18 protein-coding genes are annotated in these 15199 nt (G+C 33.4%); all 18 read right to left on the bottom strand.

Annotation, left to right across the window (positions count from 1 at the left end; all coding sequences use genetic code 11):
- Positions 1–646: 646 nt before the first annotated feature.
- On the bottom strand, positions 647–952 hold the full coding sequence (spoVG, locus tag ACP7BT_RS12825; protein WP_011303873.1) for a septation regulator SpoVG: 306 nt from the start codon (positions 950–952) through the stop codon (positions 647–649).
- Positions 953–1016: 64 nt separating this feature from the next.
- Positions 1017–1391 carry a RidA family protein gene (locus ACP7BT_RS12820; protein WP_002484206.1) on the bottom strand — a complete coding sequence of 125 codons (375 nt, stop codon included), beginning with the start codon at positions 1389–1391 and terminating at the stop codon, positions 1017–1019.
- A 19-nt stretch (positions 1392–1410) separates the two neighbouring features.
- Entirely contained in the window at positions 1411–2235 is an 825-nt protein-coding gene (gene purR / locus ACP7BT_RS12815) for a pur operon repressor (protein ID WP_002484207.1), read from the bottom strand.
- Between the two features lie 19 nt (positions 2236–2254).
- The gene (ispE, locus tag ACP7BT_RS12810; protein ID WP_041080845.1) at positions 2255–3103 is read right to left on the bottom strand and encodes a 4-(cytidine 5'-diphospho)-2-C-methyl-D-erythritol kinase; all 849 of its coding nucleotides are present in this window, start codon (positions 3101–3103) and stop codon (positions 2255–2257) included.
- 347 nt (positions 3104–3450) lie between these two features.
- Complete coding sequence (gene veg, locus ACP7BT_RS12805) at positions 3451–3714, bottom strand: biofilm formation stimulator Veg (RefSeq protein WP_002484209.1); 264 nt, start codon at positions 3712–3714, stop codon at positions 3451–3453.
- A 99-nt stretch (positions 3715–3813) separates the two neighbouring features.
- Positions 3814–4704, bottom strand: a complete 891-nt coding sequence (gene rsmA, locus ACP7BT_RS12800) for a 16S rRNA (adenine(1518)-N(6)/adenine(1519)-N(6))-dimethyltransferase RsmA (RefSeq protein WP_002484210.1) — start codon at positions 4702–4704, stop codon at positions 3814–3816.
- Complete coding sequence (gene rnmV / locus ACP7BT_RS12795) at positions 4705–5256, bottom strand: ribonuclease M5 (protein WP_011303876.1); 552 nt, start codon at positions 5254–5256, stop codon at positions 4705–4707. It lies immediately after the preceding gene.
- A gap of 136 nt (positions 5257–5392) precedes the next feature.
- The gene (locus tag ACP7BT_RS12790; RefSeq protein WP_002484212.1) at positions 5393–6166 is read right to left on the bottom strand and encodes a TatD family hydrolase; all 774 of its coding nucleotides are present in this window, start codon (positions 6164–6166) and stop codon (positions 5393–5395) included.
- A 26-nt stretch (positions 6167–6192) separates the two neighbouring features.
- Complete coding sequence (gene metG, locus ACP7BT_RS12785) at positions 6193–8169, bottom strand: methionine--tRNA ligase (protein WP_002484213.1); 1977 nt, start codon at positions 8167–8169, stop codon at positions 6193–6195.
- A gap of 309 nt (positions 8170–8478) precedes the next feature.
- A complete protein-coding gene (gene rsmI, locus ACP7BT_RS12780) occupies positions 8479–9315 on the bottom strand; it encodes a 16S rRNA (cytidine(1402)-2'-O)-methyltransferase (RefSeq protein ID WP_069822182.1) in 837 nt (278 codons plus the stop codon).
- A 3-nt stretch (positions 9316–9318) separates the two neighbouring features.
- Entirely contained in the window at positions 9319–9567 is a 249-nt protein-coding gene (locus ACP7BT_RS12775; protein ID WP_011303879.1) for a GIY-YIG nuclease family protein, read from the bottom strand.
- Positions 9560–10285, bottom strand: a complete 726-nt coding sequence (locus ACP7BT_RS12770) for a tRNA1(Val) (adenine(37)-N6)-methyltransferase (RefSeq protein WP_069838111.1) — start codon at positions 10283–10285, stop codon at positions 9560–9562. Before ACP7BT_RS12770 ends, ACP7BT_RS12775 begins: the two co-directional genes overlap by 8 nt.
- 119 nt (positions 10286–10404) lie before the next feature.
- Positions 10405–10746, bottom strand: a complete 342-nt coding sequence (gene yabA / locus ACP7BT_RS12765; RefSeq protein WP_041080841.1) for a DNA replication initiation control protein YabA — start codon at positions 10744–10746, stop codon at positions 10405–10407.
- 15 nt (positions 10747–10761) lie between these two features.
- Entirely contained in the window at positions 10762–11565 is an 804-nt protein-coding gene (locus ACP7BT_RS12760) for a PSP1 domain-containing protein (RefSeq protein WP_002484218.1), read from the bottom strand.
- A gap of 2 nt (positions 11566–11567) precedes the next feature.
- Positions 11568–12494 (bottom strand): ATP-binding protein, encoded by a 927-nt coding sequence (locus ACP7BT_RS12755; protein ID WP_041080854.1) that lies wholly within the window; start codon positions 12492–12494, stop codon positions 11568–11570.
- 134 nt (positions 12495–12628) lie between these two features.
- A complete protein-coding gene (locus ACP7BT_RS12750) occupies positions 12629–12958 on the bottom strand; it encodes a cyclic-di-AMP receptor (protein ID WP_002484220.1) in 330 nt (109 codons plus the stop codon).
- A 26-nt stretch (positions 12959–12984) separates the two neighbouring features.
- Entirely contained in the window at positions 12985–13602 is a 618-nt protein-coding gene (gene tmk / locus ACP7BT_RS12745; protein ID WP_002484221.1) for a dTMP kinase, read from the bottom strand.
- A gap of 1 nt (position 13603) precedes the next feature.
- Complete coding sequence (locus tag ACP7BT_RS12740) at positions 13604–14947, bottom strand: aminotransferase class V-fold PLP-dependent enzyme (protein ID WP_002484222.1); 1344 nt, start codon at positions 14945–14947, stop codon at positions 13604–13606.
- Positions 14948–15199: the final 252 nt, after the last annotated feature.

The raw sequence follows: 15199 nt of genomic DNA, 5'->3' as shown, positions 1-15199 counted from the left end.
CCCTCCATTAAAATATACACTTCCTACCTATTATAATTTAACGCTAGTCACACTTTCAAGGCTCAAAGCACCAATGTTATATAATAGAAATATTTTTATTACTAATATTAAAAAATTGCATAACCCTATTTGTCATCATTGAATACCTATGGAAACGCTTCAAAATTTATGCGAAATCTATAATATCTCTAATATAATATAATTTTTTATTTACGAAAATATCAACATAGTCACACTTGTATTTCTTATTTTTATATTATTTAAAATTAACCAATATTCATTTTATTCCCATTTATTTTCCATTCCCTAAAACAAATCATTTCTGTCACCTTTTTAAAATCAACACTTTTTATTTTTAAAGCGATAAGTATGCAAAAAACCAGACCGAACATGTATGTTTCGGTCTGGTTTATATCAATTAGACGTTAAATGACTATATCGAAATTATAAAATAACTTTTCCATAAACTACTGCATATTCACATAAAAAATCAGTCACACTTATGCATCACTTTAGCTAAGTTATCCATTTAAATAGTCACATCTACTAAAATAGAGCAAAAAAATCATTTTGAAAATAAATTTTCCGCCCTATTCGGTCGTGTATATAACAACTATTTTCCCTCAAATAGCTGAACGTATTTTATTTAAGCTTCTTCAGAATCGTCTGATGATTGCGCATTTCTGTCAGGGATGACTTCATCAGTCTCTTCATATACTTTCATTACTGCATCCTGTATTTCTTGTCTCATTTCTGAGTTAATTGGATGAGCAATGTCTCGGAATTCACCATCTGGTGTACGTTTACTCGGCATTGCGACGAATAGACCTGTGTTGCCTTCAATTACGCGTAAGTCATGTACAACAAATGACTCGTCTAACGTAATTGAAACAAGCGCTTTCATTCTTCCATCTGTTTGTATCTTTCTAAGTCTTACATCTGTCACTTTCATGTAGTGAGCCCCCCTAGTATCTCTTTGTTAGAAGCTTAACAATTTTATTAAAAATTATAAATCCTTATTTCACTTTTGCAATTAACTCTATTTCAACTTTAACATCTTTCGGCAATCTTGCCACTTCAACACAACTTCTCGCTGGTTGATGATTACTAAAGTATTTGCCATAAATTTCATTTATATTTTGAAATTCATTCATATCAGCAATGAAAATAGTAGCTTTAATTACTGAATCTAAATCTGATCCAGCTTGGTCTAACACAACTTTTAAATTTTCTAAGACTTGTTTCGTTTGCTCTTTTACATCATCGCTAACAATTTGTCCTTCTAAATTTAGAGGAATTTGTCCTGATGTGAACACAAGTCCATTAATTTCTGTTGCATGCGAATATGGCCCTAATGCTTCAGGTGCCTTTTCAGTATTAATAACTTTCATGATGTCGAAATCGCTCCTTTTAAGAAAATTTAGTTAAACTGTTGCCTTGTTCCACCTTAAACTCCTGATTGTATTCATCTACATCAGATAGTTTAACTAAGGATGTATAATCTTCAATTAATCTTTGCTTAACTTCTTTTGATTCTACTAGTACCGATACCCCTTTAACATGAGCTTTAAACTCATTCATCAAATTCATAACACCATTGATTGAACCTCCAGCACGCATAAAATCGTCAACCACGAGCACGTTAGAATTTTCTGGTAATGTTCTCTTAGAAAGCACCATCGTTTCAATTTTTCTAGATGAGCCTGAGACATAGTTAATAGAAACTGTTGATCCCTCAGTAACCTTATTATCTTTTCTAATAACAACTACTGGCAAGTTCAATACATTCGCTACTGCATTGGCTAATGAGATCCCCTTAGTTGCAATCGTTACAATGGCATCTATCTCTTCATCCATATACAGTGTTGCAATTAATTTACCAACACGATTAAGTAAAGTAGGATTCCCCATTAAATCGGATAAGAATAAATATCCACCTGGTAATAAACGATCTTTCTCCTGAAGTTGAGCAATAACATCATCAATCACTTCCGTCGCTTCCGCTTTACTCATTTCTGGTTTATAGGTCACACCACCGCTAGCACCTGCCGTAGTAATAACCGTGCCAAGCTTTTCTTTTTGAAAAGTTGTTTTAATAATTTGTACATCTTCACTAATTGAAGATTTAGCTTGTTTAAACTTTTGTACAAAATATGTTAGTGGTATTAATTTGTTTGGATTATTCATTAAGTATTGTGTCATATACACAATACGTTCACTTCTTTTATAGCGCATTCATTTCATCCCTTCTTTTTCAGCCTAACAATCTTACAATATGTACTTCATTACAGCAACCATTAACCGCGTTATATATGTGTCTTGCTTGTCTCTCTTTCCTAGCTAACGCATAAACTGTCGGGCCACTACCACTCATAACAGCACCATCCGCACCATTTGCTAACATATTGGCTTTTATTTTTAATATTTCATCATGCATCTTTCCCGAAACAGGTTCCAAGCGATTTGAAAGACTTTTACATAATTGTTCGTAATCTCCAGAAATTAAAGCATTTTCACATGCTTCAGTATGCACTGTATGCGGTTGTGTTAAATCTAATTTCTTAAATATATATGGTGACGATATACCTAAATCAGGTTTAGCAACCACAACCCAAGCAGAAGGCGGTTTATCCAAATATTCGATTATTTCGCCCTTGCCCTTACACAAAGCAGTCTTACCTAATATACAAAAAGGAATATCCGTTCCAATTTGTATTCCTAATGCACATAGTTCCTCTAACGGTCTATTTAACTTATATAAACGATTCATGCCTCTCATCGTAGCTGCAGCATCTGTCGATCCACCTGCTAACCCTGCTGACACGGGTATGTTTTTATCAATCGTAATGGTCAGACCTTGTTGTAAATTATAGGTCTTTTTCATTAGTTCTGCAGCTTTATATGCCAAATTTTTATTATCGGAGGGAACATAAGTCTGTTCTACGTCAACAACTATTTTTTTGTCTTTACGCAGTTCAAATGATAAGCGATCGTTTAAATCTATCGTTGTCATTATCATTTCAACTTCATGAAAACCATCATCTCGTTTAAAGAGTGTGTCCAACGTTAAGTTAATTTTAGCTGGCGCAGTTTCATAAATCATATTCCCACCCTCTTTCAATTTCGATATGGTAATAAAATGATTTTAACATATTGTTATCATTGTGTTGTCGGTTTTTTCAAAAGTTAATATATTGCGCCAAAATACAAATAAATAAAAATTTAAAAATAAACTTTCAACTATGTCGAAAAATCAAATCATTTCTTAATTCACTATTTTACAATAACGTGTTTACTAGATAAAATAATTTTCTTTTATATGTATAAAAATCAAAAAAAGGTATGTCGGCGCTATACACCAACATACCTTTTTATATCAATCGTTCGAATATTAAAGTCTATTGTGAAAGTAAGATTCTGACAATCAAACATGACTTTAATTACTTTTATTTAGTGTGCAATTGCTTCTTGATGATTATCATCTTCAAAAGAAACTTGTACGTTTTCAGTTAAAACGTCAGTGTATGTATAAGACACACGTTCAAAATTATAAATATCTTGATCTAGTTCCACAATAAAAACAGAAGGGTAAGTTTCTTTTAACACACCACTACGTTCAATTGTTTTTTTACGTCCACCGTTCGCTTTAAGTACAATTCTGTTTCCTAATTGACAATCAAGTGAATTTTTGATGTCTCCAATAGATTTTGGCATATTGCTCCACCTCGCTACAAGTTGTATAATAACACAAAATGGAGGTTTTTGTCAAATAAAATATCAATTTTAGCAATGTCGGACGCGCTTGTCAATAATTTAAAATTCTAATTCTGTGAAATTTTGCAATTCATTGTATAAATTTGCAAATTCTTTTATTGAAAGTGTCTCTCCACGTCTTCGAGGATCGATGCCAGCCGCTTCTAACCATTCCAATATTTTTTCTTTATTCACTTTACCGTTTACAAATAAGCTTTGGTAATTATTATTGATTGTTTTACGTCTTTGACTAAATGCCGCTTTTGTCATTTTGAAAAATTTATTTTCGTCGTCAATATCAACGATAGGTGTTGGACGTTTCATCAATTTTACAACAATGGAATCTACATTAGGTGGCGGAAGAAAAACTGATTTAGGCACCGTTAATACTTTACTTGTTTCTGTATAATATTGTGCAACGATTGAGAGTGAGCCATAGGCTTTTGTACCAACTTGTGCATTAAGTCGTTCTCCAACTTCTTTTTGCATCATGACTACATAGCCATCAATTGGTAATTTCTGCTGCATTAAATTTAATAATATTGGCGTCGTAATATAATACGGTAAGTTTGCGACAACCATAATCTTTTCACAATCAGCCAGGTGTTCTGTTACATAATGTGCGATATCTGCTTTAAGTATATCTTCGTTGATCACGGTTACATTATCGTAAGGTCCCATCGTATCTTTTAATACAGGTATTAAACGTTGGTCTATTTCAAATGCCATAACCTTTTTAGCACTTTTTGCTAATTGTTCTGTCAATGACCCCATACCAGGACCCACTTCTATTATACCTGTCTGTTCATCAATATCACTTGCGTCAATAATATTATGAATAATATTCACATCAATTAAAAAGTTTTGACCGAGACTTTTTTTAAAATTAAAGCCATATTGATTAAGTAAAGCTTTCGTACGTGTTGGTGTGGCAATATCTTTATAATCCATTTACGATTCACTTCCTTCTTCATCACTTAAAGCAGACCTAACATCTTCTTCTGTATAGCCAAATGCATTCAACTTATTGATTAACTGTTTACCATTAGAATGGCCTATATGCAGTTTGCGACCTAACTTTTCTCTTTTATGACGTGCGTCCTTACCAACGATTAATCCTAAATCGATTAAAACATCTTTACTTATTGATTCATGACCTTCTTCAAAAGGTGTACTCACATTCATTAAAGCTTCTTTAATATCACTTAATTGTGCATGCTCTACGCCAATTTTTCCACGTTTATTTTTAGCTTTTTCTTTATCAATATATGCATGTTTCACACCGGGAATCTGTTTTTGTATCGTGTTGCGGATTTTATCACCCGGGAAATCAGGGTCAGTTAATACGATAACACCTCTTGTTTCATAGGCTTGTGCAATTACCTTTAACGTTGATTCGTTAATGGCGCTACCATTTGTTTCAATCGTATCACATTGAACAGCTCTTTTTACGCGTTCAGTGTCATCTCTACCTTCAACTACAATAAATTCATTTATTTTCATTTATTGCTTCACCTTTCGTTACTTTAATTCATTTTAGATAAAAATAAAAAAGGTATCGGTTTTAATTGTGATTACCACTTAGTATGCCTTATATCAACTAAGCTCTATCTCAGACCGATACCTTTTTGAAATATGATTATGCTTTTAATTTAAACAATCGTTCTGCGTTTTCAGTTGTTTGTTTACACACTTCTTCGTAACTCACACCACGTAATTCAGCAATTTGTTCCGCAACTAATGTTACGCGGACAGGTTCGTTTCTTTTGCCTCTATAGGGATGTGGCGATAGGAATGGTGCATCCGTTTCAACTAACAGTCTATCAAAAGGCACATGCTTTGCAACTTCTTTTGGTTGTTTTGCATTTTTAAATGTAACAGGACCACCTAATGATACGTAAAAATTCAATTTATTGATAACATCGTTAGCAATTTCAGGTGACGCGCTAAAGCTGTGCATAATGCCACCAATCTCTTCAGCGTGTTCTTCTTTAAGAATATTTACACAATCTTGTGTCGCTTCTCTATTATGAATGATAATTGGTAAATTTACGCGTTTTGCTAATGCAATTTGCTTTCTAAACAATGCTTGTTGAACATCTTTGGGCGACTTATCCCAATGATAGTCTAATCCGGTTTCACCAATGCCAATCACTTTAGGGTGTGCTGCAAGTTTTTCAATCCATTCTAAACGCTCTTCAGTACAATCAATCGCATCTACAGGGTGCCAACCAATAATGCCATAGATAAATTCATATTGGTCAATGAGCTCCATCGTACGTTCTACTGTCGGCGTATCAAAACCAACAACAAACATACGATCCACACCATTCTCTCTTGCGCGTTCAATGACTTCCTCTAAATCTTCATCATATTGATCTGCATTTAAATGAACATGTGTATCGATTAGCATATTAATTCCACTCCCTCAATTTGTGATTATTTAATTATTGCACCATTTGGAATTGCACTAGGCAAGCTTACAAGTGTAAGTACACCATCTTTTTCAGCAGAAAGTATCATACCTTCTGATTTTCTACCCATTAATTTAGCTGGTTTTAAATTAGTGACAACTGCTACCTTTTTGCCAATAATATCTTCAGGTTGATAGAATTTTGCAATACCTGAAACGATTTGACGTTGTTCACTATCCAAATCAACTTGAATTTTTAATAACTTATCAGATTTTTTCACTTGCTCGGCGTCAATAATTGTTGCAGCCTTGATTTCTACTTTATCAAAATCTTTGATATCAATTTGCGCTTTGCTAGGCAACTCTTCCTCAACTTCTTCTTCAATCTTGTCTGGTTGCATTGATTCCTTGATATAGCTAATTTCAACCTCGCTATCCAAACGTGGGAAGATTGGTTCGGGTTTACCACTCACCATAATCGGTTCAGTTAATGCGCCATACTGTTCAATACTTTCTAATTCAAAAAGTTCTGGTGCATTAATATTTAATTGGCTGAAGATTTGTTTTGGTCCATGTGTAAGGAATGGTCTTAATAATACCGCAATAATACGAATATTTTCTACTAAGTGTGCCATTACGTTACCAAGCATTTCTTTTTGATCCTCATCTTTAGCTAAAACCCATGGTGACGTTTCATCGATATATTTATTAGTACGACTAATGAATTTCCATATAGTTGAAAGTGCTACTGAGAATTGTAAGTCGTCCATATTTTCATGGAAAGTTTTGACAGTATCTAGTGCCATTTGTTCCATATCTTTATCTAATTCGTGTTTAGGACCTTGATATGCTGGTAGTTCACCATCAAAATATTTGTTCACCATTGAAATTGTTCGATTAACTAAGTTACCCAAGTCATTTGCTAAGTCATAATTTGTACGTTCTACAAATCCTTCTGGTGTAAATACACCGTCAGAGCCAAATGGTAATTCACGCATTAAGTAGTAACGTGTTGCGTCCAAACCGTAACGATTAATCAATACGTTAGGATCTACAACATTACCTTTAGATTTACTCATTTTCCCATCTTTCATAAGTATCCAACCATGTGCGAAAACTTTTTTAGGTAATGGAATGTCTAGTGCCATTAATAAAATCGGCCATATAATAGAGTGGAATCGTACAATTTCCTTAGCCATAATATGAATGTCTGCAGGCCAATATTTCTTGAATAGACTATCATCATCTGATAGATAACCTAATGAAGAAATATAATTTACAAGCGCATCTATCCAAACATAAACAACATGCTTAGGATTTGATTGAACACGAATACCCCAATCAAATGATGTTCTTGATACTGCCAAATCTTCAAGTCCTGGTTTAATGAAATTATTAATCATTTCATTTTTACGTGAAGGCGGTTGAATAAATTCAGGATTTTCATCATAAAATTCTAATAAACGGTCTGTATATTTAGATAAATTGAAGAAATAACTTTCCTCTTTTACTAATTCTACTTCATGACCAGAATCAGGACTCTTACCTCCAACAATCACTCCGTTTTCCATAATTGGATCGACTAATTGTGTTTCAGTATAATACGTTTCATCCGGAACAGAATACCAACCTTCATATTCACCAAGATAAATATCTCCCTGAGCCAATAAACGTTCAAATATTTGTTGTACAACTTCTTTATGTCTAATTTCTGTTGTACGTATAAAATCGTCGTTTGAAATCTCTAGTTTTCCCCATAAATCTTTAATACCAGCAATCATTTCATCAAGGTACTCGATTTCTGATTTCCCAGCTTTTTGTGCTTTTTCTTGAATTTTTTGTCCATGTTCATCCGTTCCCGTTAAATAACGAACATCATAGCCTTGCATTCTTTTATAACGTGCGATTACATCACCAGCTGTTGTCGTATAAGCATGACCGATATGTAAATTCCCACTTGGATAATATATTGGTGTAGTGATATAAAATGTTTCTTTCGCCATCAATGTTCCTCCTCGTTTCTTACATCATAAATATATCTAAATTTAATATTGTTTTCAATAAAGTAGACGTATGCTTCTGTACTGTTTTTATATGCATTTCATATTAATGAATTATATGGATAGTGTACGATTCATATGCGTTTTTTCCACTTTTTTACTGATATGATTTAATAATGGTTAATAATCTCTATCTTATCTACATTACCATAAATCACGCATGTTATGGGAGTTTTTCAACACTTTTTTATTGTTTATATATGATTTTATATTAAGTCACTTTCACGTCTCTTTTGAAGACTTATAAAATGATTAATTAACCTCATGATAAATGTCGTATACTTCGCTCGTTTTCATATGACGTGCTTCCGCAACAACTTTTATAGCTGCTTTAGGTTTCATATTTTGATTTATATGATACGTTACATGTTCTTTAATAGACATATCCTCAAACCACGAAGTATCCTCTACATGTTCATCACCTTCAACAAGGACAACGAACTCACCTTTCAACGGAATATTTCCATCTTCAAGTTGCTCAATCACTTCGCTTACATAGCCTGTGACAATTTGCTCAAACTTCTTAGTAAGTTCTCTTCCAACTGATACTTTACGCGCTTCATCTATGTTTAGAATTGTTTTTAAGGTATCTTTCACACGATGCGGTGATTCATAAATAATCAACGTGCTATCTTCATACATACGCTGTTCTAATATCGAATGTTTTTGCTTTTCTTTTCTAGGTAAAAATCCTAAAAATGTATAAGTAAAAGAAGGCAACCCACTTGCCATCAGTGCAGTTAAACCCGCATTAGGTCCAGGTACTGTTTCTACTCTAATTTGTTTTTCTCTTGCAGTTACAACAAGTTCATATCCCGGGTCACTAATAAGTGGTAAGCCTGCATCTGATACGAGTGCAATATCCACACCTTCTTGTAATTGTTCAATTAAATAATCTGTTTGTTGTTCTTTGTTGTGATCATGATAGGACTTGAGTGGTGCTTGTATCTCATAATGCGCACATAATTTTTTTGTCACCCTCGTATCTTCACAAGCTATCAAATCTACATTCCGTAATATATCTACTGCACGATAAGTAATATCTGCTAAGTTACCGATGGGCGTTCCTACTAAATATAACGTTGACATAAGCTATCCCTCACTTATTAATTTAAGTTTTTTTTGACGTGAAAATGTCTTGATTTCATATTCACGTTTCAATGCTTCAGATTTGGTATCAAACATTTCTTGGTAAACTAATTGTACAGGACGTCTTATTTTTGTATATTTGGCACCTTGACCATTATTATGTTTGATAATTCTTTTTTCTATATCTTTTGCATATCCTGTATATAGACTGCCATCTTTACACTTAACAATATATATATAATGTTTATCCATAATATATTTCTCTCATTTCTTCGGTATAAGTGCCATCTTTGTTATATATGTAGAATGGTGGTTGAATTTCTAAGCCCTGATTCCCGCCTTTTCTACCTTCAACAACAATCGTTTGAGCCGCTTTATCCAGTTTACTGTATATAAAATAAATTTTTTTAGGTTCAATTTGATAAGTTCTCATATGACTTAAGACATCCATTAGACGTTCCGCCCTATGAACCATGATAAATCGACCACCTTGCTTTAACAAATGCCTTGCAGCATAACAACAATCTGCTAATGTACACATTATCTCATGTCTCGCTATCTTATGCGCATCTATTTGATGTTGGTGTTGCTGATTTGTTTTAAAATAAGGAGGATTACAAGTGACTAAATCATATTGAGATGGCTTGAAATATCTATGTGCTTCTTTCAAGTCCATTTGATACATATGGATTCTCTCTTCTAGTTGGTTATATGTAATACTTCTTCTAGCCATGTCTACTAATTGCTCTTGAATTTCGACAGCATCTATCATTTGTTGCCCTTTATTCGATATTACTAAAGGAATTACGCCGTTACCAGAGCACAAATCCATTATATTATCGCGCTTTTTCACATTGGTAAAGTGACCAAGTAATAACGCATCCGTCGAAAAAGAAAATACATTATCATTTTGTATAATTCTAAGGTTTTCTTTTAATAAATAGTCTAACCTCTCATTCTCTAACAACATTTCCCTTTCCTCCCTAAAAAAAGAGGACGAGATAACGATGCTTAATAATCAAGCCTATCGCTACACCTCATCCTCAATCACATGTCATCATTATACATTAACCATTTAAATCAGTTCGATTATTCACTTAATACTTCAAGACAAAATAAACAATCGTCACCTTTTCTGTGTTTACCGAATAATTCTCCATTACAAATATGAAAACCTTCTTTATAAAGCATTGCTAAATTATCTTTGCTACGTAGCGGTTGTTTCTTTGGTAGCTTTTTCCCATTTTCAACCGCTTTAGGTTTTTCTTCTTTGTCTATTAAAGTTTTTAAATTTTCATTCTCTATTTGTAAGGCGACATTTTCTTCAATCACTTCAACGGTAAGTTTTTTTAAATTTCCCATATCACTGTTGATTTGGTTTATATTGGCTTCTAGATTTGCTAATTTTTCAAATATGTCGTTACGATTCAATGTTGTATTAGCCTCCTAATTTAATGTTTCTAATTCTTCCATTTTATATTCAAGTGGCTGCTCTAGGCCCTCGACTTTAACTTGCATAGAAATATCTAAAATATTCAAACCTATGACTTTTCCATTACCTTCAGGCGTTTCAATAGCGTCTCCGACATCTGGTAATTGCGCGCGTGCTTCTTCATAATAATCATTTTCATATTTAAGACAGCACATTAGGCGACCACAGGCTCCAGATATTTTAGTGGGGTTGAGAGATAGATTTTGATCTTTTGCCATTTTAATAGAAACTGGTTCAAAATCACCTAAAAACGTAGAACAACACAGTGAACGGCCACATGGCCCTATACCACCTAGTAATTTAGCTTCGTCTCTGACACCAATCTGTCTTAACTCAATACGTGTTTTTAACTTCTGCGCCAATACTTTAACTAACTTTCGAAAATCGACACGTTCATCAGAAGTGAAATTGAAGATAACTTTTGATTTATCTAGTGTGTATTCACAATTTACCAATCTCATTTCTAACTCGTGTTGTTGTATCGTCTCTTTACATAATGCCATTGCCTCATCCGCATCATACTCATTTTTTTCATATTGTAACAAATCATCTTCTGTAGCGAGACGAACAATTTCTTTTAATGGCAATGTGACATCTTGATCCGCAACATCTAATGGTGCATATTTCACGCGTCCCATTTCTAATCCTCTTTTTGATTCTACGACTACCCAGTCGCCAACGTCTAAATCAAAACCCTTTGGTGAATAATATTCCATTTTACCTGATTTTTGAAAATCTATTCCGACTACATTTTGCATTATTAATTCACCCCTTTTATTACAATTTGTTCAAATACTAACATCGGGTTAACATTTTGATTCAATTTTTTATGTGCTTCTGTTATTTGATCATACATCAAAATAATTTGATTGTATGTTAGTTTTTTCGAAAATGCTTTGATATCTTCCTTTAAATCATGATATATCATATCTTGATCCATACCTACTTTAGCATGCATGACATCTTCAAAGAAACCATTAACTGCTGCTAATGTCACTAACTGCAATTTTCTATTTTTAGCTTGTTTTAATAAATCCACAATAGCTATCAAAGCCATTGAACGATTGGTTAACAATAATTGGCACCATTTAACAACACTCTTGCGTAGAGCCATTAAATCGGTTTCTTCATTAAGCGTAACAGCGACTTCAATTTGCGTTGTATATGTACTTAACAATTCAGCTACTGGTTTAGCAATTTCTCGCTCAACTAATCGATTAATAAACTTGGTTTTATCAATTGGTTTAAAATAAACATGTTGGCATCTAGAATGTATCGTATCTAGAATTTGTTCTGGTTTTGTAGTTAATAAGATGGCTATTGTGTTTTCTGGAGGCTCTTCTAAAAACTTTAAAATGCTATTTTCGCCTTGAACTGTTAGTTTCTCAAAAGATTCAATAATGTACACTTTATAATCGCCTTCGATTGGAAGTTGATTCATGTGATGTACTAATTGTTCAACTTGATCCTTTTTTATTGTTGTTTCTTCAGATGATACATACATAAAATCAGGATGATTAAATGTTTCTACCTTTAACTGACATTGATAATCTCCATTACATAAAATAAGTTTCGTAAAATCAATAGCGACTTGCTGCATTGTTTGGCCATCATCGCCTTCAAATAAGTAAGCATGCGACAATTTGTTTGATTGATACGCTTTCGTCAGTCTTTCTTGTTCATCCATCATAAAGTTACTCCTTTATATAAAAAGGCTGCTCATACACAGTTACCTTACAAAGCACATTTCTTAAGACCATCTTATATGTGTCCTAAACAAAAATGTAATTTGAAAGGTTACCATATATAGCAACCATAATTCTAGAATTGATGGAAAGCTTCAACAGGCATTACAAATACCGTTGCTCCTCCAACCTCTACTTCAACTGGGTAAGGTATATAAGAATCTGCACTTCCACCCATTGGTGTTATAGGTGATACAAGTTGTTCTCTATTACCGCAAGTGTCATTAATCACTTTCAACATTTCGTCTACACGGTCATCTTCGACACCTGATAGGAATGTTGTATTACCCGCTCTTAAAAATCCACCGGTTGTTGCAAGTTTCGTTGCTCTAAAGTTATGTTTAACAAGTTTGTCTGAAAGCTCTTGACTATCTTGATCTTGTACAATTGCTATAATCATTTTCATACTAAACACCTCTTCCCAGTATTATATCATAATTTTTCTAAGTATTTGCTTATAGATTCATATGTTGCGTTCACAACTTCATCTATGCTTCTATCTGCATCTATCACGATAAAGCGTTCAGACTCATTATGAATAATTTTTTTATATCCTTCAACTACTTTTTCATGAAATTTTACGTCTTCTTGATCAAGACGATTTTGATTTCGTTGATTTTTCAAAATACGTTCCCGACCTACAGCTACACTCACATCTAAATAAATTGTAATATCAGGATATAAACCATTTATTGCAAATTCATTAATAGACTTTACTTCTTCTATTCCTATACCCCGTGCATAGCCCTGATATGCTAAAGAACTATCTATATATCGATCACACAATACTAATTTCCCATTTTCTAAAGATGGAATGACTTTACCCACAAGATGTTCTCGTCTTGAAGCTGCAAATAATAATGCTTCTGTACGATCATCCATGTCGTCACCCTCAAGTAATACCTCACGAATTTGCTCTCCCGTCTTTACGCCACCGGGCTCTCTTGTGAGCACAACACTGTATTGATTTTCTAATTTTTGTGCTACTTGTTGTATCACAGTAGTTTTTCCTGAACCTTCCGGCCCTTCAAAAGTTATAAATGCAGACATCTTATTCATCCTTAATTTCTATTTTATTATCTTTCATACCTTCAACTCTAATTTGATGATTACACCAATAATTCATTAATTTTATCATATTTTTAGTGATAATTTCTCCTCTTAGCATGATTGGAATACCCGGAGGATAAGGAGTTAAATGCGTCGCCAATATTTTATTATATGCTTTATCTATATCTATCTTCTTAACCTTATCTATTTCTCTATAATCATACGTACCTTCTTCATTGTAAAAGGGTACATCCGTTACTTCAAACGCAACTCTTGTTTCTATATTTATTGCGCTTATTCTTGCTAACAAATCATCAAATGGAAATTGATCCCCTTTATGCCATAAAGGTAGGACTAGTAAAACTTGATAGTCATCCGCAAGCTCTACATAAATCTCTTGGTTTTCAAAAAGTGTTTGAAGTTCGATCCCTGTATAACCATTACACTGAATATTCAATTTGAGTGGATCTTCTACATCAATAATACGCATACCTTTATCTTTTAACACTTTAATTAACTGTGATCTTTTTTCAAAAAACAGACTACTATCATAGCTTTTATAAAAGTCATGTGCTAATTCTAAACTACTCATCAAAAGATAGGATGGACTTGAAGATTGAAAGTAAGTTAAATATTTCAATATATCTTCACGTAACGGCGCCTTTTTATGTATAAAAATAATAGAACTCATCGTGAGTGATGGCAACGTTTTATGATAAGACTGCACAACATAATCCGCTCCCATATTCAATGTAGAATTTGGAAAACCCATTAAATTGAAATGCGCACCATGAGCTTCATCTATTAATGTAGGAATTTGACATGCTTTCATATACTTAATCGTAGACGCTACATCAAAGCACTCGCCATAATAATTAGGATAAGTGAAAACTGCTAATTTCGCTTTATCTACCTGAGTTTTTAGTGACACTTCGTCTGGACCAACATACTGTTTTGTCTTACTACTTATGCTCGTTTTTAATAATTTACTAGAAGCACGCGCTAAATCCAAAGCATGAAAAACAGATTTATGTACATTTCTTGCGATGATATACTCTCCCTTTACTTTAGCAAAGCTTTGTATCACTGCTAATATACCGGATGTCGTTCCATTGACTAAAAAGTAAGCATCATAATCAGGATGCTTGTTGATATGTTGCATACTTTGCCCAATAACATCTTCAGCTTGATGCAAATCATCCAATCCTGTAATTTCTGTCATATCCATTTCCATTTTCAACTCATTTAAATAGCCTATCGTCATATTTTTATGGCCAGGTACATGCATGGAAATTGGTTGCTTATTCAATAAATGATTGAGCCGATCTGTTAATGGTAATGTCATTAAATCCCCTACTTTTTAAACTGAAATTCTATTTTATATGTCCCTATATTTTAACATGTCCCTAGCGACTTCTCTATAGTCATTATATTCAACTAAATATTCTTACATACGAGTTTTGACTCGTATGTTCATTAGCTTCAAACGCTTTCTCATAATAGCTTATTTTAGGTTTTTCAGTTCTTCGAACTGGAAGTTAAGCTTTTTTAACATAAAAAAAGAGACCCGCTTGGGTCTCTGATTGCCTGGCAACGT

Source organism: Staphylococcus sp. Y174-1 (genome assembly GCF_049897865.1).
Taxonomy (GTDB): Bacteria; Bacillota; Bacilli; order Staphylococcales; family Staphylococcaceae; genus Staphylococcus; species Staphylococcus saprophyticus.
This window is presented reverse-complemented; position numbering and strand designations above follow the sequence as displayed.